At 69.3% G+C, this 25892-nt stretch carries 23 protein-coding genes and 2 pseudogenes; 13 read left to right on the top strand and 12 right to left on the bottom strand.

From position 1 onward, the window contains the following. Window positions 1-11: 11 nt before the first annotated feature. A pseudogene (locus MBA17_RS09405) lies at window positions 12-407 on the bottom strand (DUF4158 domain-containing protein); the annotation flags it as partial. Between the two features lie 280 nt (window positions 408-687). Between MBA17_RS09405 and MBA17_RS09410 the strand changes: the two are divergent. Beyond that, window positions 688-924 (top strand): annotated as a pseudogene (locus MBA17_RS09410) (Tn3 family transposase); the annotation flags it as partial. A gap of 362 nt (window positions 925-1286) precedes the next feature. Here the strand turns inward: MBA17_RS09410 and MBA17_RS09415 are convergent. Then, window positions 1287-2153: a helix-turn-helix transcriptional regulator gene (locus MBA17_RS09415; RefSeq protein WP_455432727.1), complete on the bottom strand. Its 867-nt coding sequence runs from the start codon at window positions 2151-2153 to the stop codon at window positions 1287-1289. A gap of 182 nt (window positions 2154-2335) precedes the next feature. Between MBA17_RS09415 and MBA17_RS09420 the strand changes: the two genes are divergently transcribed. Continuing rightward, window positions 2336-3391: an aldo/keto reductase gene (locus MBA17_RS09420; protein WP_238495918.1), complete on the top strand. Its 1056-nt coding sequence runs from the start codon at window positions 2336-2338 to the stop codon at window positions 3389-3391. A 32-nt stretch (window positions 3392-3423) separates the two neighbouring features. Continuing rightward, complete coding sequence (locus MBA17_RS09425; protein WP_238495919.1) at window positions 3424-3720, top strand: putative quinol monooxygenase; 297 nt, start codon at window positions 3424-3426, stop codon at window positions 3718-3720. Between the two features lie 640 nt (window positions 3721-4360). Here MBA17_RS09425 and MBA17_RS09430 read toward each other — a convergent pair. Continuing rightward, window positions 4361-4807 carry a MarR family winged helix-turn-helix transcriptional regulator gene (locus MBA17_RS09430; RefSeq protein ID WP_238495920.1) on the bottom strand — a complete coding sequence of 149 codons (447 nt, stop codon included), beginning with the start codon at window positions 4805-4807 and terminating at the stop codon, window positions 4361-4363. Between the two features lie 52 nt (window positions 4808-4859). Between MBA17_RS09430 and MBA17_RS09435 the strand changes: the two genes are divergently transcribed. Further along, window positions 4860-5204 (top strand): VOC family protein, encoded by a 345-nt coding sequence (locus MBA17_RS09435; protein WP_238495921.1) that lies wholly within the window; start codon window positions 4860-4862, stop codon window positions 5202-5204. Continuing rightward, window positions 5201-6421: an MFS transporter gene (locus tag MBA17_RS09440; RefSeq protein ID WP_238495922.1), complete on the top strand. Its 1221-nt coding sequence runs from the start codon at window positions 5201-5203 to the stop codon at window positions 6419-6421. Before MBA17_RS09435 ends, MBA17_RS09440 begins: the two co-directional genes overlap by 4 nt. A gap of 447 nt (window positions 6422-6868) precedes the next feature. Here the strand turns inward: MBA17_RS09440 and MBA17_RS09445 are convergent, their stop codons facing one another. Beyond that, window positions 6869-7192, bottom strand: coding sequence for a hypothetical protein (locus tag MBA17_RS09445; RefSeq protein WP_238495923.1), 324 nt, complete (start codon window positions 7190-7192; stop codon window positions 6869-6871). Next, window positions 7189-7332 (bottom strand): J domain-containing protein, encoded by a 144-nt coding sequence (locus MBA17_RS09450; RefSeq protein ID WP_238495924.1) that lies wholly within the window; start codon window positions 7330-7332, stop codon window positions 7189-7191. The genes MBA17_RS09445 and MBA17_RS09450 overlap by 4 nt, the downstream gene beginning before the upstream one ends. A 333-nt stretch (window positions 7333-7665) precedes the next feature. On the opposite strand from MBA17_RS09450, the gene MBA17_RS09455 reads away from it, so the two are divergent. The 3 genes from MBA17_RS09455 to MBA17_RS09465 all read left to right on the top strand — a co-directional run bounded on the left by MBA17_RS09455 (window position 7666) and on the right by MBA17_RS09465 (window position 12402). Beyond that, window positions 7666-7806, top strand: coding sequence for a hypothetical protein (locus MBA17_RS09455; RefSeq protein ID WP_238495925.1), 141 nt, complete (start codon window positions 7666-7668; stop codon window positions 7804-7806). After that, on the top strand, window positions 7806-9974 hold the full coding sequence (locus MBA17_RS09460; protein ID WP_238495926.1) for a transglycosylase domain-containing protein: 2169 nt from the start codon (window positions 7806-7808) through the stop codon (window positions 9972-9974). The genes MBA17_RS09455 and MBA17_RS09460 overlap by 1 nt, the downstream gene beginning before the upstream one ends. Before the next feature lie 337 nt (window positions 9975-10311). Next, entirely contained in the window at window positions 10312-12402 is a 2091-nt protein-coding gene (locus tag MBA17_RS09465; RefSeq protein ID WP_238495927.1) for a S9 family peptidase, read from the top strand. Between the two features lie 109 nt (window positions 12403-12511). Here the strand turns inward: MBA17_RS09465 and MBA17_RS09470 are convergent, their stop codons facing one another. Further along, window positions 12512-13477 (bottom strand): TetR/AcrR family transcriptional regulator C-terminal domain-containing protein, encoded by a 966-nt coding sequence (locus MBA17_RS09470; protein WP_238495928.1) that lies wholly within the window; start codon window positions 13475-13477, stop codon window positions 12512-12514. 161 nt (window positions 13478-13638) lie between these two features. Between MBA17_RS09470 and MBA17_RS09475 the strand changes: the two genes are divergently transcribed. Next, entirely contained in the window at window positions 13639-14748 is a 1110-nt protein-coding gene (locus MBA17_RS09475; RefSeq protein ID WP_238495929.1) for an FAD-dependent monooxygenase, read from the top strand. Between the two features lie 98 nt (window positions 14749-14846). On the opposite strand, the gene MBA17_RS09480 is transcribed toward MBA17_RS09475, so the two are convergent. Beyond that, on the bottom strand, window positions 14847-15491 hold the full coding sequence (locus tag MBA17_RS09480) for a TetR/AcrR family transcriptional regulator (RefSeq protein ID WP_238495930.1): 645 nt from the start codon (window positions 15489-15491) through the stop codon (window positions 14847-14849). 192 nt (window positions 15492-15683) lie between these two features. Between MBA17_RS09480 and MBA17_RS09485 the strand changes: the two genes are divergently transcribed. Then, a complete protein-coding gene (locus MBA17_RS09485) occupies window positions 15684-16631 on the top strand; it encodes an NAD(P)-dependent alcohol dehydrogenase (protein ID WP_238496247.1) in 948 nt (315 codons plus the stop codon). Window positions 16632-16772: 141 nt separating this feature from the next. Here MBA17_RS09485 and MBA17_RS09490 read toward each other — a convergent pair whose 3' ends face one another. From MBA17_RS09490 to MBA17_RS09500, 3 genes are read right to left on the bottom strand one after another with little or no spacing between them, the layout of a single operon-like run. Further along, window positions 16773-17666 carry a carbohydrate ABC transporter permease gene (locus tag MBA17_RS09490; protein WP_238495931.1) on the bottom strand — a complete coding sequence of 298 codons (894 nt, stop codon included), beginning with the start codon at window positions 17664-17666 and terminating at the stop codon, window positions 16773-16775. A gap of 1 nt (window position 17667) precedes the next feature. Continuing rightward, window positions 17668-18579, bottom strand: a complete 912-nt coding sequence (locus MBA17_RS09495; protein ID WP_238495933.1) for a carbohydrate ABC transporter permease — start codon at window positions 18577-18579, stop codon at window positions 17668-17670. Further along, entirely contained in the window at window positions 18576-19883 is a 1308-nt protein-coding gene (locus MBA17_RS09500) for an extracellular solute-binding protein (protein ID WP_238495934.1), read from the bottom strand. The genes MBA17_RS09495 and MBA17_RS09500 overlap by 4 nt, the downstream gene beginning before the upstream one ends. 392 nt (window positions 19884-20275) lie before the next feature. Between MBA17_RS09500 and MBA17_RS09505 the strand changes: the two genes are divergently transcribed. After that, window positions 20276-22732 carry a glycoside hydrolase family 3 N-terminal domain-containing protein gene (locus MBA17_RS09505; protein ID WP_238495935.1) on the top strand — a complete coding sequence of 819 codons (2457 nt, stop codon included), beginning with the start codon at window positions 20276-20278 and terminating at the stop codon, window positions 22730-22732. 72 nt (window positions 22733-22804) lie between these two features. Here the strand turns inward: MBA17_RS09505 and MBA17_RS09510 are convergent, their stop codons facing one another. After that, window positions 22805-23863, bottom strand: a complete 1059-nt coding sequence (locus tag MBA17_RS09510) for a Glu/Leu/Phe/Val family dehydrogenase (RefSeq protein ID WP_238495936.1) — start codon at window positions 23861-23863, stop codon at window positions 22805-22807. 113 nt (window positions 23864-23976) lie between these two features. On the opposite strand from MBA17_RS09510, the gene MBA17_RS09515 reads away from it, so the two are divergent. Both MBA17_RS09515 and MBA17_RS09520 read left to right on the top strand, forming a co-directional pair. Continuing rightward, window positions 23977-24486, top strand: coding sequence for an Lrp/AsnC family transcriptional regulator (locus MBA17_RS09515; RefSeq protein ID WP_238495937.1), 510 nt, complete (start codon window positions 23977-23979; stop codon window positions 24484-24486). A gap of 40 nt (window positions 24487-24526) precedes the next feature. Next, window positions 24527-24886 (top strand): hypothetical protein, encoded by a 360-nt coding sequence (locus MBA17_RS09520; RefSeq protein ID WP_238495938.1) that lies wholly within the window; start codon window positions 24527-24529, stop codon window positions 24884-24886. Window positions 24887-25006: 120 nt separating this feature from the next. On the opposite strand, the gene MBA17_RS09525 is transcribed toward MBA17_RS09520, so the two are convergent. Beyond that, window positions 25007-25891, bottom strand: coding sequence for an SDR family oxidoreductase (locus MBA17_RS09525; RefSeq protein ID WP_238495939.1), 885 nt, complete (start codon window positions 25889-25891; stop codon window positions 25007-25009). Window position 25892 lies beyond the last annotated feature (1 nt).

The raw sequence follows: 25892 nt of genomic DNA on the forward strand, positions 1-25892 counted from the left end.
TCCTTGAGATGGGCCAGCAGCGCCGCGCGAACCCGGTAGGCACGCCGCTCGGACTGGCACACCTTGTCAGCCAGCCACCCAGCCGCCTTGTCCTGATCCTCCACGCTGCACTCGCGGAAACCGGTAAAGGTGCGGACGTCGGTCCGGTGGGCCTTGCTGGTACGCCCGTCCCACTCATACAGCCCCAGGTCCGCGGCCGGGACCTTCACCGCGGCGGCAACATACTCGACCGCCTCGTCCGGCAGTTCGGCGCGACCGCGCGGGAACCGGCCGTGGAGCTGGTGAAACTTCAGCATCAGCGCGAAGGCCAATTTCGTCGGCCCTCGACGGCCGGCCAGGAGTTCCATCTCCTCATCGAGCAGGGTCCAATGACCGATCAGCTCGTCCTCATCGACGACACGCGCCATGGCACAGGGCTCTCTCCCAGGGGTCACCGACAGCGCGTGGCCGGCCACCGCAGACGAACCCCCGAGATCCGGACCAATACTTACCGCATCCAATTGGACACGTCTCGGAAACAGCAAATGACCTGGCAGCCGCTCACGAAAGGCCGCTCTGACCTGGACTAGCGACCAACCGATGTACTTCGTGGCAGCTTCGTTAACGACAGGCCAACTCAGGCCGACGCATCCATGGACGTCTTCAACGCCATGGCCGAGATCCGCATGGCCGATGCGCAACCTCCACCACGCACTGGCCGAGAAGATATTTCACGGCCGCCGCCGCGAGGTGTTCCAGAGATACCGGGAAGGCATGGAGGACCAGCTGGGCGCGCTGGGCATTGTTTGAATTGCGTGGTTCTCTGGAATACGGTCTATATGACGCCGCGTTGAACACGTTACGCGCCCAGGGGTATCCCGTGCGGGATGAAGACGTCGCCCGCCTCAGTCTTTCATGCGGAAACACATCAATGTCCACGGGAAACCACGGTGGATTCCGCCGACTCCGCCAAAGGCGCCGTCGCAACCCGGAAGTTGCGTGTCCCCGCCGCCCGCGACGAGGACGAGGAGGAGTTCGATGAGGACGACTCCTGGTAGACACCCTCGGTACGAGGGAACACCCGGTACCGAAGTTATCTGGAGTTGTCGAGCGAAACTAGCTGGTCAGCCGCTTGAAGGCCGTTAAGCCACGTGAGAACCGGTCCTCGTCGCGGCCCTTCGAGACGAGGTCCTTCCCGCTGTCCATCGTGCACCCGTTGGCGAGTTCCTGCGGTAGCCCGATCGCCTTGACTGTCAGCTTCGCGGCGATTTACGGAACCGCCGACGGGTGGCTGCAAGGCCGGGTCGTCAGCTCACGGTCAGGCTGCTCTGTTGGGCCCAGGCCGCCAGCAGGTGGAGCGCTGTCTGGGACGGGGATCCTTCCTCTGCCGTGTGGGCGATCAATGCCTGGTCGGGGTCGTCGGGGAGCCGGAGCGTCTCGAATCCGAGGTCGAGCCTGCCGACCACGGGGTGCTGGTAGACGTACCGTCCGTGGGTCTTGTCCTTGAGCCGGTGTTTCGCCCACACCTCGCGAAATTCCGGGCTGGCGGCCGACAGGTCGTCGATCAAGGCTGCCGTCCGCGTGTCCTCGGGGTGGCGTCCGGCATCGAGCCGGAGGTAGGCGGCCACGTCGCCGGCCTTGCCGCGCCAGTCGGCGTACAGGCTGCGCATGCCCTCGTCCAGGAACACCAGACGGGCCAGGTTGCGCTGCTGTGGCGGCAGCGCTGCGAAGTCGGTGATCAGTGCCGCTGCGAGGTGGTTCCAGGCCAGGACGTCGGTGTTGCGGCCGACGATGTAGGCCGGGACGTCGGCCGAGGAATCCAGCAGGCGGCGAAGACCCGGCCGTACGCGCTGCAGCGGGGGCTCGGCGTCGGCGCGGTCGGCCTCGGACCAGGGGCGGGCCAGGCGGTACAGATGGTCACGTTCGACGGCGTCCAGCCGCAGAGCGCGGGCGACCGCATCGAGGACCGCCTCGGAGAAGTGCAGGGTACGGCCCTGCTCCAGCCGGACGTAGTGGTCCACGCTCACCCCGGCCAGCTGAGCCAGTTCCTCCCGCCGCAACCCGGGCACGCGCCTGCGGCCGCCGTAGTCGGGCAGGCCCAGCTCTTCGGGCCGCAGCCGGGCCCGACGCGATCGCAGGAATTCACCCAGTTCCGCACGTCTGTCCAGTGCCATGTGCCCAGTATCCCGGTCCCGGTTCCGCTGCCGCCCTCCGGAGCCTGGTCACGCCATACCTAGGCAGCGGCGGGCACTGGGTCGGCCGCTTCCGCCAGACCACAGTGATGTGCGCCGGAACGGTTCCGGCGCCAGACACCCCAGAGGGTGCCTGGCCCTGATCTCACAGGGAGCACTGCGACATGAGCACCACTGACGTGCCGACCCGGCCGCTCGGTGCCACGGGCATGGGCATCACCCGTCTGGGCTTCGGCTCCTGGGCGGTGTCGGGATCCGGCTGGCGCTTCGGCTGGGGCGCCACCGACGACGCCCAGTCGATCGCCGCGATCCGCCACGCGGTCGCCTCCGGCGTCAACTGGATCGACACCGCCGCCGTCTATGGGCTCGGCCACTCCGAGGAACTGGTCGGCAAGGCCATCGCCGACCTGCCCGAGGCCGACCGCCCGTACATCTTCACCAAGGCCGGCCTGGTCTGGGACCCCGACGACCCGCAGGCCACGCCCCGCCGGATCATGAAGCCGGCCAGCGTCCGCCGCGAGATCGAGGACTCGCTGCACCGGCTGAACGTCGAGCACATCGACCTGTACCAGGTGCACTGGCCCGACACCGGCGAGTCGCTGGAGTACGCCGGCGACGGCTACGGTGCCGTCTCGCCCAACGCCACGCCCCTGGAGGAGTACTGGCAGGTCATGGCCGACCTGAAGGCCGAGGGCAAGGTCCGCGCGATCGGGCTGTCCAACCACACCCCCGACCAGCTGCAGGCCGCTGAGCAGATCGCCCATGTCGACGTCATCCAACCGCCGTTCTCGGCCATCAACCGGTCCGCCGCGGCCGAGATCGCCTGGGCGCACGCTCACGGCACCGGCGTGATCGTCTACTCACCGCTCCAGTCGGGGCTGCTCACCGGCGCCTTCTCCGCCCAGCGAGCGGCTGGCCTGCCCGCCGACGACTGGCGCGCCGCCCACCAGGACTTCACCACGGGGCTGTCGGCCAATCTCCGGCTGGCCGACGCGCTGCGCCCGATCGCCCAACGGCACGGCACCAACGTGGCCGAAGTGGCCATCGCCTGGGCCCTGGCCTGGCCCGGCGTCACCGGAGCCATCGTCGGCGCCCGCAAGCCGGAGCAGGTCGACGGCTGGATCGCAGCCGGCGCGGTGCGCCTGGCGCCGGCAGACCTGGACGAGGTCGCCGCCGCGATCGCCGCCTCAGGCGCCGGTACCGGCCCTGCCCGGCCGTAGCCACCTGCCATCATGCAAAGAGAGCGAACGAGATGCCCCTCATCGTCCTGGCCGAGTGCCGGGCCGCGCCCGGCCAGGAAGACCGGCTCCGCACCGCCCTGGAGGCGATGATCGAACCGTCCCTGGACGAACCCGGCTGCCTGGCCTACCGCACCTATACCGACCCCAACCACCCCGCCAGCATGGTGGTGATCGAGGAATGGGCCACCCCCCGAGCCCTCATGGAACACTTCACCACCCCGCACTTCCGCCACGCACAGCAGGTTCTGGACCTCGTCCTCACCGAGCCGATGACCCTGCGCAGGCTGGTGGCCGCCTCCGCTGGCTGATGAACCTGCTGCCGGGCACACCCCCAAGAGTGTGCCCGGTCAGTGGTGACACGGCCTCAAGCCCGAAGGCCGCTCGGTCGACGTCGAGCCCGGCGGTCCCGGCCTGCGCCGACCGGGTGGAGTCGGGCCGACGTCGCGGTGGTGCGGTGAGTTTCGGACGCTTCCGAGGGCTCGAGGCGATCCCCACACCCTGTATTTGATCTTGTCCGTCATCGAGGACTTCCGGACACGAAGATCACCGTCACCCGGCGTCACCCACCAGCCGATCCACCCCGAAACCATGATCACAAGCGAGCTGCGCCGGAACCGGAACGTACGCTGACGACCCCTGGCCGCCCCCGTCAGACGTCCGCCCTGGCCTGCGGGAAGGCGCTTACCGTACGAAACGGTTCCGTTGCAGGTCCATCCCCGACACGGGGAAAGTCGGCGGCGAGCTTGCCAGCCAGGTCCGCCCGCCGGATCGGGTCGCGCGCCAGGGCCATCGCCGCGCGGATCGGCGGGGTCGCGCGCGCAGACCGTGACCGGCGCGCCCGTGGCCGTCTCGCTCGAGCGGTGCTGGCCGTCACGCTCGACGACCAGGTTCGGTGATGGGGTTGGCCAGGGCATGGACGATGCCGTTCTGGGGCGGGTGACGAGTCGATTAGTTGGCGATCGCAGCATCCGCGCAGGCGGCGAGGTCCTCGCGTAGCCGACGCTGCTGCGCCTGGGACAACGGTGAGAACAGCTGCTGTTCGACGGCGCGCACGGCGACACTGGCCTCGCGCAGCGTCGACTGTCCGGCTCGGGTGAGCTCGGTGGGCAGTGCCCGCCCATGAATGGCGTGATCAGGCCTGGCGAGCAGGCCCCGCTCTTGGAGCCGGCGAAGTACGAGGTTCATCGACTGGCGGGTGACGAAGGCGCGGCGGGCGAGTTCGGAGTTGGACAGTCCCGGATGCCGTCCGAGCAGTTCGAGGCATGCGTATTGGGCGACGGTGAGACCCAGTGGACGCAGCACCTCATCCATCGCGGTGTGCAGCGAGGCTTGCACCTGCTTGAGGACGTAGCCCACCGACTGGTCAAGGTCGCCCACGGTCTCTTCTTGCTCCATGTCAATATTCTGACATACTCCTATGTCAGCACACTGACATAGGAGGAACGGCATGAGTGGACAGGTCACGTACTTCGAGCTGCCGAGCACCGACATCGGAGCAACCCAGCGATTCTGGGGCTCGCTGTTCGACTGGACGTTCTACGAGGGCAACTTCCCGGGCTACTCGATGATCCAGGGACCCGACCCGATGGGCGGATCGCCACACGACGATTCGTCACGACACCCGCGCATCTTCTTCGCCGTCGACGACATCACCGCCGCCGTTGCTCGGGTGCGCGAACTCGGTGGCACGGCAGAAGATCCGGTCAGCATCCCCTCTGGTGCCTACGCCCACTGCACAGACGATCAGGGCGTGGAGTTCAGCCTGTCCGAACAGGCCGGAGACCAGGATTGAATCGCACCGAGATCGGCGAGCCAGAACCAAAGGGATCCGAACCCCTCGTGAGGCCGTTGCTGCCGCTGGCGCTGGCAACCTTCGCGGTCGGCACCGACGCGTTCGTGATGGCCGGTCTCCTGCCGGCCATCGCCGCCGACCTTGAGGTCGGCGTCCCGGCCGCCGGCCAGCTGGTGACAGTGTTCGCACTGACGCTCGCTGTCGCTGCGCCGATTCTGAGTTGGCTGCTGAGCCCACTGGATCGTCGCAAGGTTTTGCAGCTGGCGCTGATCGTGTTCGTCGTCGGCAACGTCGTCACCGCACTCAGCCCGAGCTACCCGATCGCGCTGTCAGCCCGGATTCTCACAGCGGCCGGGGCGGCCACCATCACCGCCACAGCGTCGAGCGCCGCCGTCGCGATCACGCCTCCCGAACGCCGGGGGCGTGCCATGGCGTTGGTCATCGGTGGATTGACGCTGTCCACCGCGTTGGGCATGCCGCTGGGCAACTTGATCGGCGGCATCGACTGGCGCCTCACATTGTGGGCGGTCGCTGCCCTTGGCGTCGTTGCCGTGATCGGTATCTCGGTCGCGTTGCCCAAGGTCGTGCTGCCGGCGACAAGCCTTATGGCCCGCCTGGCTCCGCTGCGCCGGCCCCAGGTGCTCTCCATTTTGGTCGTGACGCTGCTGGTGATGGCCGGACATTATGCCGTCTACACCTACATCGCAGCAGTGACGGCCAGCGCCACGACCGGATCGTTTCCCCAGGCCCTCACCATGATTCTGTTCGTCTGGGGTGTCGGAGTCCTGGTTGGCAACTTCTTCGCGGGCCATCTCGCGGACAAGCGTCCGGTACTCGGGGTCGCAGTCGGAGCACTCGCCGGCGGCACCGTGCTGCTCGCGATCAGCCCACTCACGGTTGGCAACCTGGCCATCGCGAGCGTCTGGGCCGCCATCTGGGGCATCACCGACGGGATGGCCTCAGTGGTGCAGCAACACCGGCTGGTGACCTTCGCGCCCGCCTCATCACCAATGCTCCTTGGTCTCAACTCCTCCGCGATCTACTTCGGTGTAGCGATCGGTGGCGGATTCGGTGGTCTGGCCCAGGAGTGGCTGCCGGTCACCTTGCTCGGTGTTCCCGCTGCAGTCCTGGCACTGCTCGCCACCACCATCACCGTCGTGGAGGGGAGGGTCGGTCCGGCGAAGGCCTCGCCAAAGGCGGCCGAGAACCGCCGCTGAGGCAACAAAATGGGCCGACCGGCGCGTCGGCGATGGGGTGTCAACCTGGTCAGGTTTCACGGCTCCAGACGGGTGAGGTTGAGCTGGGCCAGCCGGTCGGGGTCGGACAGGATATCGATGGTGGCGATCTTGCCGTCGGCGATGGTGAAGCTCATGACGGAGATGAGCTGGTCGTCGATGGTGTTGACCAGGCCGGCGAGGCCGTTGACGAGCGCCGGGTGGATGGCGGCGCTGGCTGGCCCTCATTGGCAAGCCGCTGCCGGGTGTGTCGCCGACGGAGCAGTGGAGGCCGTAACGCCCAAAAGCCCAGGGCGAGGACACGGCAACCGTACCTCGCCCTGCCCGGGGTCAGATCAGGGCCGGGCCCAGCGACGGACCCGCGCGGGCTTGGCCGCCCCACCCAACACGGGGATGTGGTGCGCGATCTCGCACGCGGCGGATGGCCGGTCAGGACTGGGGAGGAGCGGCCCCCGGTTGGCACGCCGGGCACGGCGCGCTGACCAGCGTGCGGGCCTGCCGGTCCACCCGGGTCACGCTGCCCGCGTCCAAGCAGTAGTGGCAGGCCAGCGCCTCCCGCACCTGCTCCTCGCGCCACACCTTGTGCTCCCAGGCCGCAGGCGGGGGCGGCGGCGGTCCCGGGCGGGGTTCGGCGGGCTCGTGCTCGGCGCCGACCCAGCCGCGGCCGTGGCAGAAGCGGCAGCGCAGCGCCAGCCGGCCGAACCGCTGGACCTTGCGGCCGCCGCACTCGGGGCAGGTGATCGGGTCGGTCATCGCCGTCCCGTCCCCGCGCACGTCGAGCAGGGAACCCACACCTGGTGGGCCGGGCTGGTGCCGTTCCGGTCGATCCACTCCCCGCCGCCGCCCAGGCAGATGTCACAGATCTCCCCGGCGGCGTCGTCGTCGGTGGTCATGTCCTGACGGTACGTCAGGCGCCCGGGACTGTCCCGTCTTCCCGACGATGGGTTCTCCAAGCCGTGCTTGCGGGAATGGCGCAGGACTGCGCGATGTCACTCACCCGCCGGTGCAGGGCACGAAGTCTTGCGGGGGGCGAGACGGGATGGCCGCTCAAGATGGCGCTGCCATCCCTTCCGGCCATCTCAGCTGCCCCTCGGGGCTGGTGAACCCCTAGCCTCCAGCGTTCATATCCAATCGGATATCAATGTCAGCTGATATCGCTATTGGACAACAACTGAGCCGTTCTGCTTTGCTCCTGACCTCTGACTGACGACAACAAGGACGATGACATGCGAAGTCTCCGCATCCGCCGTCTCCCGGCTGGGCTGCGCGCCATCGCGGTGACGATCTCGACGGGTGGCGCCCTCGCCACGGACACGGCCTCGACGGTGCCCGCCACCCTCCGGGCGAGCGGACCGGGCGGACTCTGATGGCACGACGGGGGACGAAGGTCGTACGGCTGGCCGCGGCGGGGGCGGCGGCGGGCGTGCTAGTGGCGGGAATGGCGCTGCCTGCCGTGGGGGGCGGGGGTCTCGGGTTCGTGACGGCGGCGGGGGAGGCCGGCCTCAAACCGGTCGACCTCGCCGAGCCGCCGCTCGCCGAGGCCACGACCGTGCAGAACGCCAAGGGCCAGGAGATCGCGCGTTTCTACGAGCAGTACCGGGAGGTCGTCGGCTTCGAGGAGATCGCCGAGGTCATGACGACGGCGATCGTCGCGATCGAGGACTTCCGCTTCTACGAGCACGGCGCGATCGACATCGAGGGCACGCTGCGCGCGCTCACCACGAACCTGCGGGCGGGTGAGGTCAGCCAGGGCGGGTCGAGCATCACCCAGCAGTACGTCAAGCAGGTGCTGCTGAACTCCGCCGACACGAAAGCGGAGCGGAACGCCGCTCTGGAGGCCAGTTACGCGCGCAAGCTCAAAGAGCTGCGGTACGCCATGGGGATCGAGAAGAAGTACTCCAAGGACCAGATTCTGGAGAGATATCTCAACATCGCGTACTTCGGCGCGAGTGCCTACGGAGTCGAGGCGGCGGCAAAACGGTTCTTCGGCGTCAAGGCCGGCAAGCTCACCCTGGCCCAGGCGGCGACGCTGGCGGGCGCCGTACAGGATCCGAACGCCACCGACCCGAACCTCGGCAGGAAACACCGCAAGCGGCTGCAGCAGCGCCGTGACGTCGTGCTGGACCGGATGGCCGAGCTCGGCAAGATCACCCCAGCCGAGGCGGCCGCGGCGAAGGCCACCAAGCTCGGCTACAAGGGCACAAAGCTTCCCGGCGGCTGCCAGTCCAGCAAAAATCCGTACTTCTGCCTGTACGTCCGCCGCGAAGTCCTCAGCAACCCCGACTTCGGCAAGACGGCCGACGAGCGCCTGAAGATGCTCAACCGCGGCGGGCTGACCATCAGGACGACGATCGACCCGGTCATGCAAGCGGCCGCGGAGCGGGCGATCAGCAGATACGTGCGCGCCGCTGACGGCCCCGTCGCGTCCGAGGCCCTGGTCCAGCCGGGCACCGGAGCGATCAAGGCCATGGCGGCGAGCAGGCCGTACGGCCCCAGCAAGGCCAGGAACGAGATCTCCTACAACGTCGTCGCGGACGTCGCGCACGGCGGCGGCACGGGATTCCAGGCGGGTTCCACGTTCAAGACCTTCACCCTGATCAGCGCGTTGCAGCAGGGCATGAAGCTCGACGACGGCCTGCGGGCGGGCGCCGGATACCTGGCGCCCGGCTATACGACGTTCAAGAACTGCGCGGGCGAGAACGTCGGCGATCCGACGCACACGGTCACCAACGACGAGGGCTCCCCGGGGTGGAAGACGCTGCGGACCGGCACCTGGAGCTCGGTGAACACCTTCTTCATGGAACTGCAGCAGCGGGTGGGGCTCTGCGAGACGGTCACCACGGCCAAGTCGCTGGGCATCCGCCGCGCCGACGGGCGGAAGACACAGGAGTACGAGACGTTCACGCTCGGCATCAACGAGATGGACCCGGTGACGGTGGCCAACGCGTACGCGGCCATCGCGGCGCGCGGAGAGTACTGCGCGCCGATGGCGATCACGCGGATCACCGACCGGGACGGCACGTCCACCCGGTACCGGCCGAAGTGCCGCCACGCGCTCGATCCCGAGATCGCCGACGCGACGGCGGAGGTGCTGTCCGGCGTGTTCACCAAGGGCACGATGCGCGGCGTCGGGGGCATCGGGCGCGACGCGGCGGGCAAAACGGGCACCACCGACGACTACGCGGCCGCCTGGTTCGCCGGATTCACCCCGGATTTGGCGGCGGCGGTGAGCATCGGGGACCCGCGCGGCTCCCAGGACCACAAGCTGACCGGGGTGACGATCGGCGGGCGGTACTACGGGTCGGTGGATGGGGCGACCCTGCCCGGGCCGATCTGGAAGGACACGATGATCGGCGCACTGGCGGACGTCCCCCCGACGTCGTTCACGCCCCTGAACACGGCGCGTTTCGAGGGCTGCGCCCAGGACTGCCGCCCCGCACCGGAGCCCCCGGACGACGGTGACGGCGAGCAGGAGACCGATCCCGGCGTCAACGGCCTCCAGGACGCAGTTCCCGCCACCCTGGACCACCCGTGAGACCACGCCGCCCGGTCACCGAACCTGCCCGCAGCAGCTTTGAGGCGCCGCCGTAGGGGACGAACCGGCCCTCGTGGTAAGATCCTTTGCGGATGAGCACGGAAGGCTCGCCCCGGCCGGTGAGGCCGCCGGGCCGATTCCCGCCTTCCCGCCCGATCCGCCCGATCCGCCCGGAACGCCGACGACCGCGACACGGCCGTCGCCGTCGTGTCGGCCGTTCCCGCAGTCAGGCTCCAGGTCACCGACCTGGAGCCTTTGTCGTTGAGACGCATTCCCGACACCGCGCCACCGGTTCGACCGGTGGCGCTCCCCGGCATGCCCTTGGAGATCGCAGATCATGGAAATCAGCGGATTCCCCCGCCAGTTCGCCCGCACCCGGCGCTTCTCGCTCGGCGTCCCCCGGCAGTTCACCGTCTCACCGGACGGGCAGCGCGTGCTCTTCGTGCGGTCCGTCTCGGGCGGCGCCCCGCGCGGCCTGCTGTGGCTGCACGAGAACGGGCGGGAACGTGTCCTCGCCGACCCGGCGTCCCCCGGCGACGACGACCGGTCCACCACGCTGGAGCGGGCCCGCGAGAATGCGACGGGGGTGGTGGCGTACGCGACCGACCGGGAGGCACGCCTCGCGGCGTTCGCCCTGGACGGCGCGCTGTGGACCGTACGGACGGACGGCGGCGTGCCGCGCCGCCTCACCACCGCCGGCCCGGTGACCGAGCCGCGCCCGTCCCCGGACGGCACCTCGATCGCCTACATCTGCAGGGGCGCGCTGCACGTCATAGGGGCCGACGGCACCGATGATCGGCCGTTGGCCCGGCCCGAAGACCCCGACGTCACCTACGGGCTGGCCGATCACACCGCGACCGAGTCGATCGGCAGGACGCGCGGCTACTGGTGGTCCCCGGACAGCGACGCGCTGCTGGTGGCCAGGGTCGACACCTCGATGGTGGAACGCCGGTACATCGCCGATCCGTCCAACCCCGCCCGTCCGCCCCGGTCGGTCCCCTACCCGGCGGCGGGCACGGCCAACGCGCAGACCTCGCTGCGCGTCGTCACGATCGCGGGCGGCCACACACCCGTCCGGCTGCCGGCCGCGGCGCACGAGACCGGCACACCGCGCGGCGTCTGGAACGCCCCCGCGTTCGAGTACGTCGTCACCGCCGGCTGGGACGGCGCCGGCCCCGTGGTCAGCCTCCAGACCCGCGACCAGCGCACGATGTGGACCATCGCCGTCGATCCGGCGAGCGGTGACGTCGAACTGCTGACCCGGACGGCCGACCCGGCCTGGGTGTCGTTCCGGCCCGGCACGCCCCTGCGCACCGCGGCGGGCACACCGGTGGTCTCCTGGCAGCACGCCGACGCCCGGATGATCCGGATCGGAACCACCCTGAGCCCGGACGGCCTGCAGGTCCGCGAGGTCCTGGGAGCCGTGGGTGAGCGGGTCTTCTTCACCGCGAGCCGGGAACCCACGGAGGTCCACGTCTGGTCGCACGAACCCGGCCACGGCTTCGTCCGGCTGACCGACGCCCCCGGGGTGCACTCGGCCGCGGTGGGCGGCGACACGATCGTCCTCGACAGCAGGACGCTGGACGGACACACGGTGACGGTCCTGCACGGCGGGGAACCGGCCGGGGCGATCGCGGTCCTCACCGAGGAACCGCTGGTCACGCCCAGGCCGATCCATCTCAGCCTGGGAAGGCGGGAACTGCGCAGCCGGCTGCACCTGCCCTCCTGGCACCAGGAGGGGTCACGCAGGCTGCCGGTGCTGCTCAGCCCCTACTCCGGGCCCGGCCTGCAGGTCGTCACCATGGCCCGCGCGTGGTACACGGCGGTGTGCCAATGGTGGGCGGAGCAGGGCTTCGCCGTACTGGCCACGGATGGGCGCGGCACCCCCGGGCGCGGAGTGGAGTGGGAGCGGGGCATCCTCGGTGACCGCCTGGCACCCGTGCTGGAGGATCAGATCGACGCGCTGCACGCGGCCGCCGAGCGGTACGCCGACCTGGACCTGGACCGGGTGGGCATCCGGGGCTGGTCGTTCAGCGGTTACCTCGCGGCGGGCGCCGTCCTGCTCCGTCCCGACGTGTTCCACGCCGCGGTCGCGGGAGCGCCGCCGACCGACCGGCGGCTGTACGACACCTACTGGGAGGAACGCTTCCTCGGGCACCCCGACGTCCAGCCCGGCAACTACGAGCGCAGCTCACTGCTGCCCCACGCGCACCGGCTGACCCGCCCGCTGATGCTCGTCCACGGGCTCGCCGACGACAACGTGTTCCCGGCTCACACGCTGCGCCTCTCCGCGGCGCTCCTCGCGGCAGGCCGGCCGCACACCGTCCTGCCGCTGACCGGTGTGGGTCATCTCGTCGCCCGTGAGGGAGTGGCCGACACCCTGCTCCAGCTCGAGCTGGACTTCCTGAAGAGGTCACTCGACGCGTGATCTGGCCGGCCGCGATCCGGGCACCTCGCGGGGTGCGTGCGCGAGGGCCGCCTGGCCGGGGTGACGGGAGTCCATGAACCGGCTCGCCGAGGTGCTCACCGCCCCACGCCTAGCGGGAGCGGTTCGCGGGCCGGGACGCCGCGTTCGCGTTCGCGATGCGTACGGCGACGCCGTCGAGCAGCGGCTGGAGGCCGAACTCGAACAGCTCGTCGAGGTCGAGGTCGTAACCGCCGTCGAGACCGGCGACGGTTCTGGCGAAGGCGGGGTAGCGGCCCGAGGCGGCGATCTCCTCCAGCGCGGCCTCCTGGGTGTCCATCCACTGGCTCTCCGTCAGGCCAGTGACGGCTTCGGCCTGCGCCTCCTGTTCCAGGTTGACCGCGATGCCCTGGACGTAGGCGTAGAACAGCACGTGCAGGTTGAGCATGGTCGTCGAATCGAGGCCGTGGCCGTCGAGGGCGCTCAGCAGCCAGTCGGCGTGAGCCAGCATGTTCGGCAGCGGCAGCGGGCGGGTGAGCGGGTGGATCTGCGCCAGCCACGGATGTCTGCGGTACAGCGCCCACAGCGTGCGCGTGCCGAGTTCGACCCGGGCCCGCCAGCCGGGCGGGAAGTCGGCGGGGTAGGTCTGCTCGCCGAACGCGGCGTCGGCCATCAGCAGGACGAGATCGTCCTTGCTGGTGACGTACCGATAGGGCGACATGGTGGCGACGCCCAGCCGGGCCGCGACGCCGCGCATGGACAGCGCCGCCAGTCCTTCGGCGTCCGCGATGGCGATGGCGGCGCGGACGATGCGGTCACGGGTCAGTTCGGCCTCCGGGACGGCGCCCCGCCGCCCTTGCCGGCCGCCGCGCGGCGGGGCGGCCGGCGTGGCCACGACGGTGCCGACGCGGGGCTGGGCGCGCACCAGCCCTTCCTGGGAGAGCGCGGTCAGCGCCTTGGTGGCGGTGGCGAGGGCGACGTTCCACTCGCGTGCGATCTGCCGGGTCGAGGGCACCCGATCGCCGGGGGCGAGGTCACCGTCCGCGATGCGCCGCCGGAGGTCGGCGACGATCCGCAGATAGGGAGGATCGAGTTTCACGAATTTTGTCCCCTTCACCTGCTTGTACTAGTACAGAACTTAGCAGGCGCGGGGCCCTTCAACGCTCTCTTCTGTACTAGCTCACTGGCTTCTTCACCTGGCCTGACGGTGTGCATGTACGGCGTATATTCAATCCGCGTACACCGTATCTGGAGGGTTCGATGAAGACTGTACTGATTTCTGGTTCGAGCGTCGCCGGCCCGGCGCTGGCCTACTGGCTGAGCCGCCGCGGCTTCGCGCCGACCGTGGTGGAGCGCGCCCCGGCCCCGCGGATGGGCGGTCAGGCGATCGATGTGCGCGGGGCCGCGCTCGAGGTGACCGAGCGGATGGGCATCGGAGCAGAGGTACGGCGGGCCCGCACGCGGATGCGGGGCATGACGATGCTCGACGGCGACGGCAACGAGGTGGGACGCTCCACCGAGAAGACCTACAGCGGGGGCCGGCTCGACGGCGACGACGTCGAGCTGCTGCGCGAGGACCTGACCCGGCTGCTGCACGAACGGACCGAGTCCGCCGCCGAATACGTCTTCGGCGACTCCATCACCGCTCTGGAGGAGGACGAGCACGGGGTGCTGGCCCGCTTCGAGCGGGGCGAGCCCCGGAGATTCGACCTGGTGGTGGGCGCGGACGGGCTGCACTCCAACGTCCGCGCCATCGTCTTCGGCGAGGAGAGCCGGTTCATCCACCCGCTGGGCACCCACCTGGGGATCTTCGCCACGGAGAACTTCCTGGACCTCGACAACTGGCAGGTCTGGCTCAGGGAGGGCGACGCCGGATACGGCATCTATCCGGTGCGGGACAACACCGAGCTCAGGGTCACCGTCGGGTTCGACTCCGCACCGCTCGCCTTCGACCACCGCGACGTCGAGGCGCAGAAGAGGCTGGTCGCCGACCGGCTCGCGGGGTTGCGCTGGGAGACGCCGAGGCTGATGAAGGCGATGTGGGAGGCGCCGGACTTCTACTTCGACGCGATGGCGCAGATCCGGATGGATCACTGGTCGCGAGGCCGGGTGGCGCTGCTCGGCGACGCGGGCTACTGTCCCTCGCCGATGTCGGGCCAGGGCACCAGCCTCGCCCTGGTGGGCGCCTACGTGCTGGCCGACGCACTCGGCGACGCGGGGGAGGACCATCGCGCCGGTTTCGACCGCTACGAGGAGCGGATGCGCCCCTTCGTCCTGGTCAACCAGGCGATCGCCACGGAGAACTCCGACGGGCCCGCTTCGGAGGAGTCGGTGGACGCGGCCAAGAACGCGATCTCACTCGACGGGTGAGGCCTTCGGCCACCACATGCCGGCGCCGTACTCGCCGCTCGGAGGCTGTGGTCCGCCCGCTGGCTGCGCCGATACCGCCAGGGCGGTTCCGCTGTTCCTCAGACCTCAGCTCCGGCAGTAGGCCGATCGCGTCGCGGTGAGAGCTTGTGGATCTGGTGCAGTCCCAGAGGTGCGGGCGGAGCCAGGGGGTCGGCGTGGCCGGCCTGGAAGGACTGGAGGAGATAGCTGACCAGGCGTCGAGAGGCGGCCAGCGAGACGTGCTGGGACTCTCCGACGGTGCCGCTGTTGGCCAGGAGCACGAGGGTGATGTCGGTGGGGTCGAAGTCGTCGCGCAGTCGCCCGGCGTCTTTGGCCCGCTGCACCAGCAGGGCGAGGCCTTTCTCGGCGCGGCTGTGTTCGCGGTCGTAGTCGATGGCGTCGGGGAACTGGGAGAGGAACGCGGCGGTGAAGCCTCGGTCGGTGGCCTGCATGGCGCACACCTTGTCGACGACGGAGCAGAACCCGCGCCAGGGATCGGGGTCCTCCAGAGCCTCCTCCAGGACCGCGACGCAGCGGGCGAACTGTTCGGCGAAGGCTTCGGTGATGAGTGCGGCGCGGGTGGGGAAGTGCCGGTAGAGGGTGGCGGCCCCGACGCCGGCCCGGCGGGCGACCGTGGTGATGGGCACGTCGATCCCGTGGACGGCGTATGCCTGGCGGGCGGCCTGGAGGATGCGCTCGCGGTTGTGCCTGGCGTCAGCGCGCATCCGTGTGGCCGCGGCAGCCGGACGGGGTTCATCGGCGAGAGCAGGTGGCTTCCGAGAGGACTGAGCAGGCATGTCTCTCACTTTAGCGTAAGTGGAATGGATCGCCCGTTTAGCTGGCTAGCTTGGTGAGCAGGCAGAACACTCCTTCTGCCGGCGGCTCCGGCGACAGAACAGGACGAGATCGTGAACGAGATGCGCGCGGCCCTCTACGACCGTTACGGGCCCCCGGAGGTGCTGTACGAGGGCAAGGTCCCGGTGCCGGACGTCAAGCCCGACCAGGTGCTGGTACGCGTCCACGCGGCCAGCGTCAACGGCGGCGAGCTGTACGGCCGGGCCGGGCGAGTGCGGTTGGTGACGGGGCGCCGCTTCCCCCAGCGCACCGGAATCGACTTCGCCGGCGAGATCGCCGAGGTCGGCTCCTCAGTGACCGGACTGCGCGAAGGAGAGCGGGTGTGGGGCGGTCTGCCGCGGCGGTTCGGCAGCGCGGCGGAGTATGTGGCCGTCCACCCACGGCAGGTTTCCGTCGCCCCCGCCGATCTCACTCCGGTGCAGGCCGTCTCCCTTCTGGCCGGCGGAACGACCGCGATCACCGCCCTGCGCGCCAAAGCCCGCCTCAAGCCCGGCGAGCGTCTCCTGCTGCGTGGCGCCAGCGGCGGTGTCGGCAGCGTCGCAGTCCAGATCGGCAAGCTCCTCGGCGCTCACGTCACCGCTCTCGCGGGCTCGAAGAACCTCGACTTCGTCCACGGCCTGGGCGCCGACGAGGTCCTCGACTACCGGACGAGCCACCCGTCCGAACTGGGTACGTTCGACGTCATCATGGACACCGTCGGCACTCAGCACGCCGTCTACCGCAGGCTGCTGGCCCCGGGCGGACGCATGGTGGCCATCGCCTTCGACGTCGACAACATCCTCGCCGGCCTTTCCTACCTCCTCGCCTCGACCGTCTACGGCTCCCGGCGAGTGCGTTTCTTCAGTGGCAACCCCAGACGCGAGCTGTTCGCCGAGCTGGCCCGGTACGTGGAGAACGGCGACGTCCGCCACGTCGTGGACACCGTGCACCCCCTGGCTGACATCGCCGCCGCTCACCGAGCCCTGGAGGCCGGCGGCGTACGCGGAAAGCACATCATCCAGATCGTGTGACCCACCGCCGTACGTTCGTGACTGGTGCGAGCGGGCACGCGAAGGACACGAAAGATCCGCGTTGACAGACCCCCTGTTCAACACAGGGAATGTCAAGAGAGCCGTTGGACGGGCCGTCCGCGCTGGGCGCGCGGACGGCCGTCACTTACCGAAACCGGCGGTCAGGCCGCTGAGAAGCTGACGCCTGCCGACCATGTACATGACGAGGATGGGCAGCGTGGTGAGCAGGACCGAGGCGAGCACGGCCGGCACGTTCACGCTGTACTGGCCCTGGAAGGCCGCCAGGGCGAGCGGCAGGGTCCGCTTGTCGGGAGTCTGCGTGAGGATCAGCGGCAGCAGGAACCCGTTCCAGATCGTCAGCCCGTTGTAGATCGCCACCGTGACCACGGCAGGCCGGGTGAGCGGGAAAGCCAGCCGCCACATCGTCCCCCACTCGGTGGCGCCGTCCAGCCGCATCGACTCGAACAGTTCCTTGGGGATGTCCCGGATGAAGTTCGACAGCACCAGCACGGACAGCGGGATCGCGAAGGCGATCGACGGCAGGATCATCCCCAGCAGGGAGTCGTACAGGTTCAGCCGGATGATGATCAGATAGACCGGGATGATCGTCGCCTGCAGCGGGATGGCCAGGCCCATGAGGAAGAGCGAGTTCACCGACCTCAGGAACCGGCCTCTGCCGCCGCGGATGATCGCGAAGGCCGCCATGAAGGAGACGATGACCGCGGGGACGACCGCGCCCAGCGTGACGATGATGCTGTTGACGAAGTACAGCAGGAAGTCCGACTCGATGACCATGACGTAGTTGGCCAGGGTCGGCTCGGTCGGCGGCACCAGCGGATTGGTCGCGTAGTAGTTGCTCTGCGACTTGAAGCTGGTGATGACGATCCAGTAGATCGGCACTATCACGATCAGCAGCCAGATCCAGCCGAACGCACCGCCGATCCAGTTCTTCTGGCTGGCCGGCCTGACGTCGCGACGGTGTCGATGCCGCCTGGGAGCGCTCTCTCTGGGGCGCGTTGCTAGCGGCGTCCCCATGTCAGGCACCTTCCAACTGGCTGTCGCTGTTGTTACCGCCACCGATTCGGCGCAGTAACAGCGCCAGGAAGAGGCCCACGAGGACGAGGATGACGGCGATCACGCTGGCCGGACCCATGAGGTTGGCCTGGAACCCTCGCTTGTACATGTCCAGGGCGAGCACCCGGGTCGCGTCGCCCGGCCCGCCGGCGGTCATCACATAGATCAGGTCGAAGAAGGTCAGCGACCCGACGACCATGAGCGTCGACGACGTGATGATCGTGTACTTCAGCTGCGGCATGGTGATGCTCCAGAACATGCGCACCCGGCCCGCGCCGTCCAGCTCCGCGGCCTCGTAGATGGAACGCGGGATCTGCCGTACGCCACCCTGGTAGAGCAGTGAGTGGAACGGGATGAACTGCCAGGACACCACGAAGACCACCACGCCGACGGCCAGGCTCGGCTCGCCGAGCCAGTCCTGCACCAGCAGCGGGATCTTCAGCCCTGCGCCGAGCCCGAAGTTCGGGTCGAGCAGCGCCTTGTACGTGATGGCGATGGCGGCCGAGCTGAGCAGCAGCGGGATGAAGTACACCACCGCCAGCACCGCGCGGTAGCGCTGCCGGCCGGCCAGGAACACCCCGAGCAGGATGCTGAGCGGCGTCTGGAAGGCCCACGACAGCACCATCACCAGGAATGTCACCCAGAGCGAGTGCATCAGCCCCGGGTTGCTGAGGACGGCGGTCCAGCTGTCGAGACCCGACAGCTCGATCTCGCCGAGTCCGTCCCAGGTGGTGAAGCTGAGCAATAGGACTCCGACCAGCGGGACCACGGCGAAGGCGACGAAGAACGCCAGCGCCGGCAGGGCCAGCCAGCCGAGCGAGCCGCCACGGCCCTTCTTTCCGGGGGCCGTGGCGGAGGTCACGAACGTGCTCACTTGCCGATGACCGCGTTCATGTTCGTGGCGAACTCCTGCGGTGTGATCGACAGCTGGAACAGCTTGGCGATGTTGTCCAGCAGCACCTCGGCGGCCGTCGGGCTGAGGGCCTGGTCCCAGGACTGGGCGAACGCCTTGGCGTTGACCGCGATGCCGTAGACGAAGTTCAGGAAGTCGGCGTCCTCGGAGGCGGCGAACTCCTTGTCGGAGCCCTTGACGACCGGCACCGCGCCGGTCCCGACCCACTCCTTGACCGCCGTGTCGCTCATCAGCTCGGTGGCGAAGAACTTCTTGGCGATCTCCTTCGCCTCAGGGGTCGCCTTGGAGGAGATCGACATGTACTGGCCGGGGTTGCCGACGGTGTTGGTGGGGTCGCCCTTGCCGCCCTCGACCGGCGGGAAGTTCATGTAGCCGAGGTGGCCACCGGAGACGAAGTCACCGCCGTCGGCCTTCATGCTGCCGTAGCACCATCCGCCGTGCAGCATCATGGCGGCCTTGCCGGTGTAGAGCAGCGCCTGGTCGGCGTTGGAGTCGGCGGTGATCGAGGAGAAGCCCTTGATGAACCCGTCGGCCTTGATCAGCTCCTGCATCTTGGTCAGGGCGTCGATGGCGATCGGGTTGTTCCAGGCGTCCTTCTTCTCGTCGAACACGGCCTGGAACACCTCGGGGCCGCCGATACGGTCGAAGAGGAACTCCAGCCACATCATGTTCGTCCAGCGGGACTGCCCGCCGAGGGAGAACGGTGCGATGCCCGCGGCGTTGAACTTGGGCACCAGGGCCATGATGTCGCCCCAGCTCTCGGGCGGCTTGGCGTTGATCTTCTCGAAGGCGCGCTTGTCGTAGTAGAGGACGATGGGCTGCATCGTCTCGCAGGGGATCGCGTAGATCTTGCCGTCGATGGTGGCCGCGCCGAAGGAGGAGTCGAACAGGCGGTCCTTGACCGCGGCGTTCTCGTCGAACCACGAGGTGAGGTCCTCGACCTGGCCGGCCTGCACGTAGCTGCGCAGACCGCCGCCGCCCCAGCCCCAGATGAGCGTGGGCGCCTGGCCGGCTCCGATCGCCGTCTTGATCTTGGTCTTGAAGGCGTCGTTCGCGAAGGTCGTCCCCTTGATGGTGCCGGTGGGGTTGGCCTTGTTGAACCTCTCCATGGTTCTGGTGCGGACGCCTTCCTGTGGCTGCACCGACAGGTACCAGTAGGTGGCGCCCGCGGCACCAGCGCCGCTGCTGCTGCTCGCTTCGGCACCGGGCCTGGTCGGACCTGAAGTGCCGCACGCGGCGAGCGCGGCTCCAAGGGGCAGGCCCATGGAAAGGGCAAGGAAGTTGCGACGCGATGTTGTCCTGGGCTCCACGCTGATCTCCGCACTCGTATGCCGGGGGCTTAGCCGCGGCTCGCTGAACCTCGAACGGGCCGGCGGTGGATCTGCACCCCCCGATGCCGCTTTTCCACTCTTCAGTGAGCCGGCTATTGAAACATTTACGAAACAGACTGTGGCACGCCAATCTAAGTATCGGGAATTGTCGTGTCAAGACTCCTGCCCAGGGCCTTGAAAAGGTCTCGGGAAACCACGTGTATGGTACTTCCGCCAGGGGGTCTTCCCGGCGATATGGTCTCGATGAGGTTTCCCGCCCGGGTTGCTCACGGCGCCGAAATATTTCGAAACCTTCGGTAAGAACCGTGCCCAAAGGAGAGCAGCACATGACCGCTCTAGACTCGACCGCGCCGGCAGGCCGGGCGCTTCGCCCGTGGCAGGACCCGACTCTTCCGGTGGCCGCCCGGGTCGATGCTCTCCTTGCGGAGATGACCCTTGAGGAGAAGGTGGGCCAGCTCGGCAGCCGTTGGGTCGGCAACGAGATGCGCGCCGCTGACAAACCCGAGCCGGCCATCGATCCCGAGGCCGGTGGCACGCAGAATGTGGCGCCGATGCAGGACGTGTTCGCGGCCTCCGGGACGGTCCCTTTCGAGGAGGCGGTCCGCAACGGGCTCGGCCATGTGACGCGAGTGTTCGGCAGCGCGCCCGTGACCGCGCAGGAAGGCGCCGCGGAGGTGGTCAGACTGCAGCGCACGATCGTGGAGCGGTCTCGGCTCGGCGTCCCGGCGATCGTCCACGAGGAGTGCCTCACCGGCTTCACCGCCTACCGTGCGACCGTCTACCCGGCGGCCATCGCCTGGGGCGCGACGTTCGACCCTGACCTGGTGGAGCGGATGGCCGCCGCGATCGGCCGCGACATGCGCGCCGTGGGCGCGCACCAGGGCCTTTCCCCGGTGCTCGACGTGGTGCGCGACTACCGCTGGGGCAGGGTCGAGGAGACGATGGGCGAAGACCCGCACCTCGTGTCGACGCTCGGCGCCGCCTACGTCCGCGGCCTGGAGGGCGCCGGGATCATCGCCACGCTCAAGCACTTCGCCGGTTACTCCGCCTCGCGGGCGGCCCGCAACCACGGACCCGTTCCCATGGGCCGCCGCGAGCTGATGGACATGATCCTGCCGCCGTTCGAGGCGGCCCTCACGCACGGCGGCGCGCGCTCGGTGATGAACTCCTACTCCGATGTGGACGGCGTCCCCGCCGTGGCCGACTCCTGGCTGCTCACCGACCTGCTGCGCGACGAGTGGGGATTCACCGGGACCGTCGTCTCGGACTACTGGGCGGTCCCGTTCCTCGCCTCGATGCACCGGGTCGCCGCGGACGCCGCCGAGGCGGGCGCGATGTCGCTCGCCGCGGGCCTCGACGTGGAGCTCCCCGAGACCATCGGCTTCGGCGAGAACCTGGTGGAGCGGGTACGCCGGGGCGAGCTGCCGGAGTCCCTGGTGGACCGGGCGGCGCGCCGCCTGCTCACCCAGAAGGTGGCGCTCGGCCTGCTCGACCCGGACTGGACGCCGGAAGGCTCGGTGTCCGGGGCCGCCACCGTGGACCTGGACTCGCCGGCCAACCGCGAGCTGGCCCTGGAGATGGCCGAGCGGTCCGTCATCCTGCTCGACGCCGGCACCACGCTGCCCCTGCTCGGCGAAGGACGCGCGGCCCCGCGCCGGATCGCCGTCGTCGGCCCCTGCGCGGACGACCCGCACACCTTCATGGGCTGCTACGCCTTCCCCAACCACGTGCTGCCCCGCCATCCCGAGCTCGGGCTCGGCGTCGCGGCGCCCAGCGTCCTCGACGCGCTGCGCACCGAGCTGCCGGACAGCGCGATCGTCCACGAGCGCGGTTGTGACGTACGTGACGGGGACCGCTCCGGCTTCGCCGCCGCGGTGGCCGCCGCGCGTGAGGCGGACCTGTGCGTCGCCGTCGTCGGCGACCTGGCCGGCATGTTCGGGCTGGGCACCTCGGGTGAGGGCTGCGACGCTGACGACCTGCGCCTGCCCGGCGTGCAGGCGGACCTGCTGGCCGAGCTCGCCGCCACCGGCACGCCCGTCGTCGTGGTCGTCGTCTCCGGCCGTCCGTACGCCCTGGGCGAGGTGCACGCCGAGGCCGCCGCGCTGGTCCAGGCGTTCATGCCCGGCGAGGAAGGCGGGGCGGCGATCTCCGGCGTCCTGTCCGGCCGCGTCCAGCCGGTGGGCAAACTGCCCGTGCAGATCCCCAAGGGGCCGGGCGGACAGCCGGGCACCTACCTACAGCCGCCGCTGGGCGCCAACAGCCAGGGCATCAGCAACCTCGACCCGACCCCGCTGTTCCCGTTCGGCCACGGCACCTCCTACACCACCTTCGAGGTCGACGACCTGCGGATCAGCGACACCGAGGTGCCCACCGACGGCGAGTTCACCGTCTCGGTACGGGTCCGCAACACCGGTGGCCGGGCCGGCGAGGAGGTCGTACAGCTCTACCTGCACGACGTGGTCGCCCAGGTGACCCGGCCGGTCAAGCAGCTGACCGGGTTCGGGCGGGTCCGGCTGGCGCCGGGGGAGCGCGCTGACGTGCGGTTCCACGTACACGCTGACCGGACCGCCTTCACCGGGCGTGACCTGCGGCGGATCGTCGAGCCGGGGGACGTCGAGGTGCTCGTCGGCACCTCGGCGGCGGATCTGCCGTGCCAGAGCGTCGTACGGCTGACCGGCCCGTCGCGCACCGTCGGCCATGATCGGCGGCTCGTCACGCCCGTGGACGTGAGCCCGGCCACCGCGGCCGGGCGACAGCGGGGAAGAGATGCCGGTCAGTCCTAGGCGCGCCACGCCGGCCGCTTCGTGAGGATCGGCGGATCGCGGACCAAATGTCAGCGACCATCCGTTTCTCGCTCACGTGGACGTGGGTCGCGGGGTGGAGGAAGCGGGGGAGAGGCGGAGCCGGGCCAGTTCCATCGCGGCCTGGGCGGGTGTCGTCTGCCGGTGTTCCGCCGTGTCGAGAAGGTCGGCGACGGTGTGCTCGATGGCCTCGACGTGTTCGCGTGCCTCGTCAGGGGTTTCGTGGCGCAGTTCCCTGGCGAGCGCGTTGACGACTCCGCCCGCGCTGACGACATAGTCGGGCACCCAGACGATGCCACGCCGGTGCAGGAGATCGGCGACGGCTCCGGCGGCCAGCTGGTTGTTGGCCGGCCCCGCGATGGCGGCGCAGCGCAGCCGCGGCACGACGTCCGCGGTCAGGATGCCGCCGAGCGCGGCCGGGACGAGGATGTCGACGTCCGCGGTGAGGGCTTGCTCGGGCGAGGCCCAGGTGGCGCCGAGTTCCCCGCCTTCTGCCCGCTTGGCCGGGTCGATATCGCTGACCAGGAGGTCGGCTCCCTCAGCGGAGAGCAGGCGCGCCAGCCGTATGCCGACGCTGCCCAGCCCCACCAGCGACAGGCGCACGCCGGCGAGCGACCGAGTGCCGTGGAGGCGTTGGCTTACCGCGCGCAGTGCCGCCAGCGTGCCGAGCGCGGTGGCCGGGGAGGAGTCGCCGCTGCCGCCCTGCTGTGCAGGCTTGCAGAAGACATGAGGGGTGCGCTCACCGATGACCGCCATGTCTTGTGGAGTCGTTCCGACGTCGGGACCGGTCGCATACACCCCGTCCAGTGATGCGATCGTGTCGGCCACGTCGTCCAGCACCGCACGGCGCATGGCCGCGTCCAGCTCGGCGCCCTGGGGCGCGGCGACGACAGTCTTGCCGCCGCCGTTCGCCAGCCCGGCCACGGCGCATTTGACGGTCATGCCGGCCGACAGGCGCAACGCGTCGGTGAGGCCGTCCTGCCAGTCGGCGTAGCGCCAGAGCCGGCATCCGCCGACGGCCTGCCCGAGTGCCGACGAATGCACGGCGACGATGACCGGCAGACCAGAGCGCGGCCCCGTGCGGATCAGAATCTGTTCGTGGACAAGAGACATGCCATCGACCCTCCCTGTCATACGAGTGGTGCTTCCTCCAAGGATTGGTCACTCGGCCGCGATTTGACCGCCTGATCGTACGTATGAGCGGAACCACTGGCAGACTGCCGTACATGGACGAACTTGATTCGGAAATCATCCGGCTCCTCCAGACAGATGCGCGGCAGTCCAACCGCGAACTGGCACGCAGGCTCGGGGTCGCGCCCTCCACCTGCCTGGAACGCGTCAGGGCGCTCACCCGCCGTGGCGTCATCCGTGGCTACCACGCCGAGATCAACCCGGCTGCGCTGAACCGCAGCGTCCAGGCCATGGTGTCGGTGCAGGTGCGCCCCCTCAGCCGCACCGTCATCGATACCTTCCAGGACTCCGCGAGCGCCATGCCCGAAGTGCTCAGCGTCTTCGTGCTGGGAGGCGGTGACGACTTCCTTCTCCACGTCGCCGTCCAGGACCTCGACCACCTGCACGCCTTCCTGCTCGACCGGCTCAGCAAGCGCCGGGAGATCGCCGGCTTCCGCACCTCGGTGATCTTCCAGCAGGTGCACGACGCCGCCCCCTCGAGACTCCCTGACCTGCCCGACCACCCACGGCCGCCGACCAGGAAACCCTCCAGCGCAACGATCTGAAACGTGGTGGTGGACGGCGGAGCGCAACCAAGGAGGACGCGTGACAGTGGCACAAGTACTGGTGGTCGGTCTCGATCCCGCCAAGTTGCAGGGCTGGGACCCGGGGCCGGTCCAGGCGGCGATGGCACGCGGTCAGGCCCGTTTCGACGATCACGGTATCGAGGCCGACTGGTGCCTGGTGGCACTCGACGAGAACCCCGAAGGAGCGATCGTGGAGGCGCTGACCCGCGAAGACTACGTCTGCGTGGTGATCGGGGGCGGCATCCGCACGCACGAGCCGTTGCTCGAATTCTTCGAGAAGGTGGTCAACCTGGTCCGGCAGCACGCGCCCGACGCGGCCATCGCCTTCAACAGCAGCCCCGAGGACTGCGCCGACGCAGCTCTGCGGTGGCTGCGCTAGCCCGGCAGGGCAGGTGCCTTGGCCGGAACTTCCGGTGATCGTCCTGGTGGTCGGCGGCCCGTGGGAGGTTCGGGATGCCGAGGCCGGCGGCTGGTCGCCGTAGCCTGCGGCAACGCCCGTTCAGTCGCCGTCGGCCGAGGTGAACGCTGCGGCGTGGTCGCGGACGAAGTCGGCGATGTCGCGCGGGGGGCGGCCGAGGAGGTCGGCGGCCGTATCGGTGGCGACGTCTCCCCAGCCGGAGACATACGCCTGCGCGTACTCCTCGAGCATGTCGGCGATCCATCTCGGAACGCCGTAGCCGAGCAGTGTCTTGCGCTTGGCGTCGTCGCTGACCGGCAGGTACGTGATGGACCTGCCGAGAGCGAGGCTCAATTGATCGGCGACCTGGTCGAACGTCAGCGAGCGCGGGCCGGTGAGGGTGTACGTCTGGCCGTGGTGGCGGTCCGGATCGTCGAGGAGCACGCGGGCGGCGCATTCGGCGATGTCGCGTACGTCGATCATACCGATCCGCGCCGAGGCCATGTTCAGCGAGAACGTGCCGGTGGCGGCGATGTCGCCCGCCTCGTTCAGCAGGTTCTGCATGAACCAGTGCGGACGCAGGATCGTCCAGCGCATGCCGCATCGTTCGGTCTCCCGGTCCGACAGCGCGTGCAGCCTGCCGCTGCGGTTCGGCGCGTCGTGTGCCGCGCCGACGACGGACAGGCGCACGATGCGCTCCACACCGGCCTGGCGTGCGGCCCACACGACGTTCATGTTGTTCTCCGGAGCGCGCGGGCCGTTCGGGGTGAGCAGCCACACGTCCTGCACGCCCTCGAAGGCGGCCGGCAGCGACCGGGCGTCATCGAGGTCACCGACGACGACCTCGGCGCCCTGCTCGCGCGGGCCGTCCGCTTTGGACTTTTCACGGACGAGAGCACGAAGGTCCACATCGGCGCCTTCCAGCGCGTTCATCAGTGCGGCGGACACGGTTCCGGTGGCTCCGGTGATCAGCACGGTGCGCGACACG

Source organism: Dolomitihabitans soli, assembly GCF_022213955.1.
Lineage (GTDB): Bacteria > Actinomycetota > Actinomycetes > Streptosporangiales > Streptosporangiaceae > Streptosporangium_A > Streptosporangium_A soli.

Bases quoted from the DNA above. Each gene is read 5' to 3' on its own strand.
- MBA17_RS09415 (WP_455432727.1), bottom strand. From the start codon at position 2,153: ATGGCACTGGACAGACGTGCGGAACTGGGTGAATTCCTGCGATCGCGT.
- MBA17_RS09420 (WP_238495918.1), top strand. From the start codon at position 2,336: ATGAGCACCACTGACGTGCCGACCCGGCCGCTCGGTGCCACGGGCATG.
- MBA17_RS09425 (WP_238495919.1), top strand. From the start codon at position 3,424: ATGCCCCTCATCGTCCTGGCCGAGTGCCGGGCCGCGCCCGGCCAGGAA.
- MBA17_RS09430 (WP_238495920.1), bottom strand. From the start codon at position 4,807: ATGGAGCAAGAAGAGACCGTGGGCGACCTTGACCAGTCGGTGGGCTAC.
- MBA17_RS09435 (WP_238495921.1), top strand. From the start codon at position 4,860: ATGAGTGGACAGGTCACGTACTTCGAGCTGCCGAGCACCGACATCGGA.
- MBA17_RS09445 (WP_238495923.1), bottom strand. From the start codon at position 7,192: ATGACCGACCCGATCACCTGCCCCGAGTGCGGCGGCCGCAAGGTCCAG.
- MBA17_RS09450 (WP_238495924.1), bottom strand. From the start codon at position 7,332: ATGACCACCGACGACGACGCCGCCGGGGAGATCTGTGACATCTGCCTG.
- MBA17_RS09455 (WP_238495925.1), top strand. From the start codon at position 7,666: ATGCGAAGTCTCCGCATCCGCCGTCTCCCGGCTGGGCTGCGCGCCATC.
- MBA17_RS09460 (WP_238495926.1), top strand. From the start codon at position 7,806: ATGGCACGACGGGGGACGAAGGTCGTACGGCTGGCCGCGGCGGGGGCG.
- MBA17_RS09465 (WP_238495927.1), top strand. From the start codon at position 10,312: ATGGAAATCAGCGGATTCCCCCGCCAGTTCGCCCGCACCCGGCGCTTC.
- MBA17_RS09475 (WP_238495929.1), top strand. From the start codon at position 13,639: ATGAAGACTGTACTGATTTCTGGTTCGAGCGTCGCCGGCCCGGCGCTG.
- MBA17_RS09480 (WP_238495930.1), bottom strand. From the start codon at position 15,491: ATGCGCGCTGACGCCAGGCACAACCGCGAGCGCATCCTCCAGGCCGCC.
- MBA17_RS09485 (WP_238496247.1), top strand. From the start codon at position 15,684: ATGCGCGCGGCCCTCTACGACCGTTACGGGCCCCCGGAGGTGCTGTAC.
- MBA17_RS09490 (WP_238495931.1), bottom strand. From the start codon at position 17,666: ATGGGGACGCCGCTAGCAACGCGCCCCAGAGAGAGCGCTCCCAGGCGG.
- MBA17_RS09500 (WP_238495934.1), bottom strand. From the start codon at position 19,883: ATGGGCCTGCCCCTTGGAGCCGCGCTCGCCGCGTGCGGCACTTCAGGT.
- MBA17_RS09505 (WP_238495935.1), top strand. From the start codon at position 20,276: ATGACCGCTCTAGACTCGACCGCGCCGGCAGGCCGGGCGCTTCGCCCG.
- MBA17_RS09510 (WP_238495936.1), bottom strand. From the start codon at position 23,863: ATGTCTCTTGTCCACGAACAGATTCTGATCCGCACGGGGCCGCGCTCT.
- MBA17_RS09515 (WP_238495937.1), top strand. From the start codon at position 23,977: ATGGACGAACTTGATTCGGAAATCATCCGGCTCCTCCAGACAGATGCG.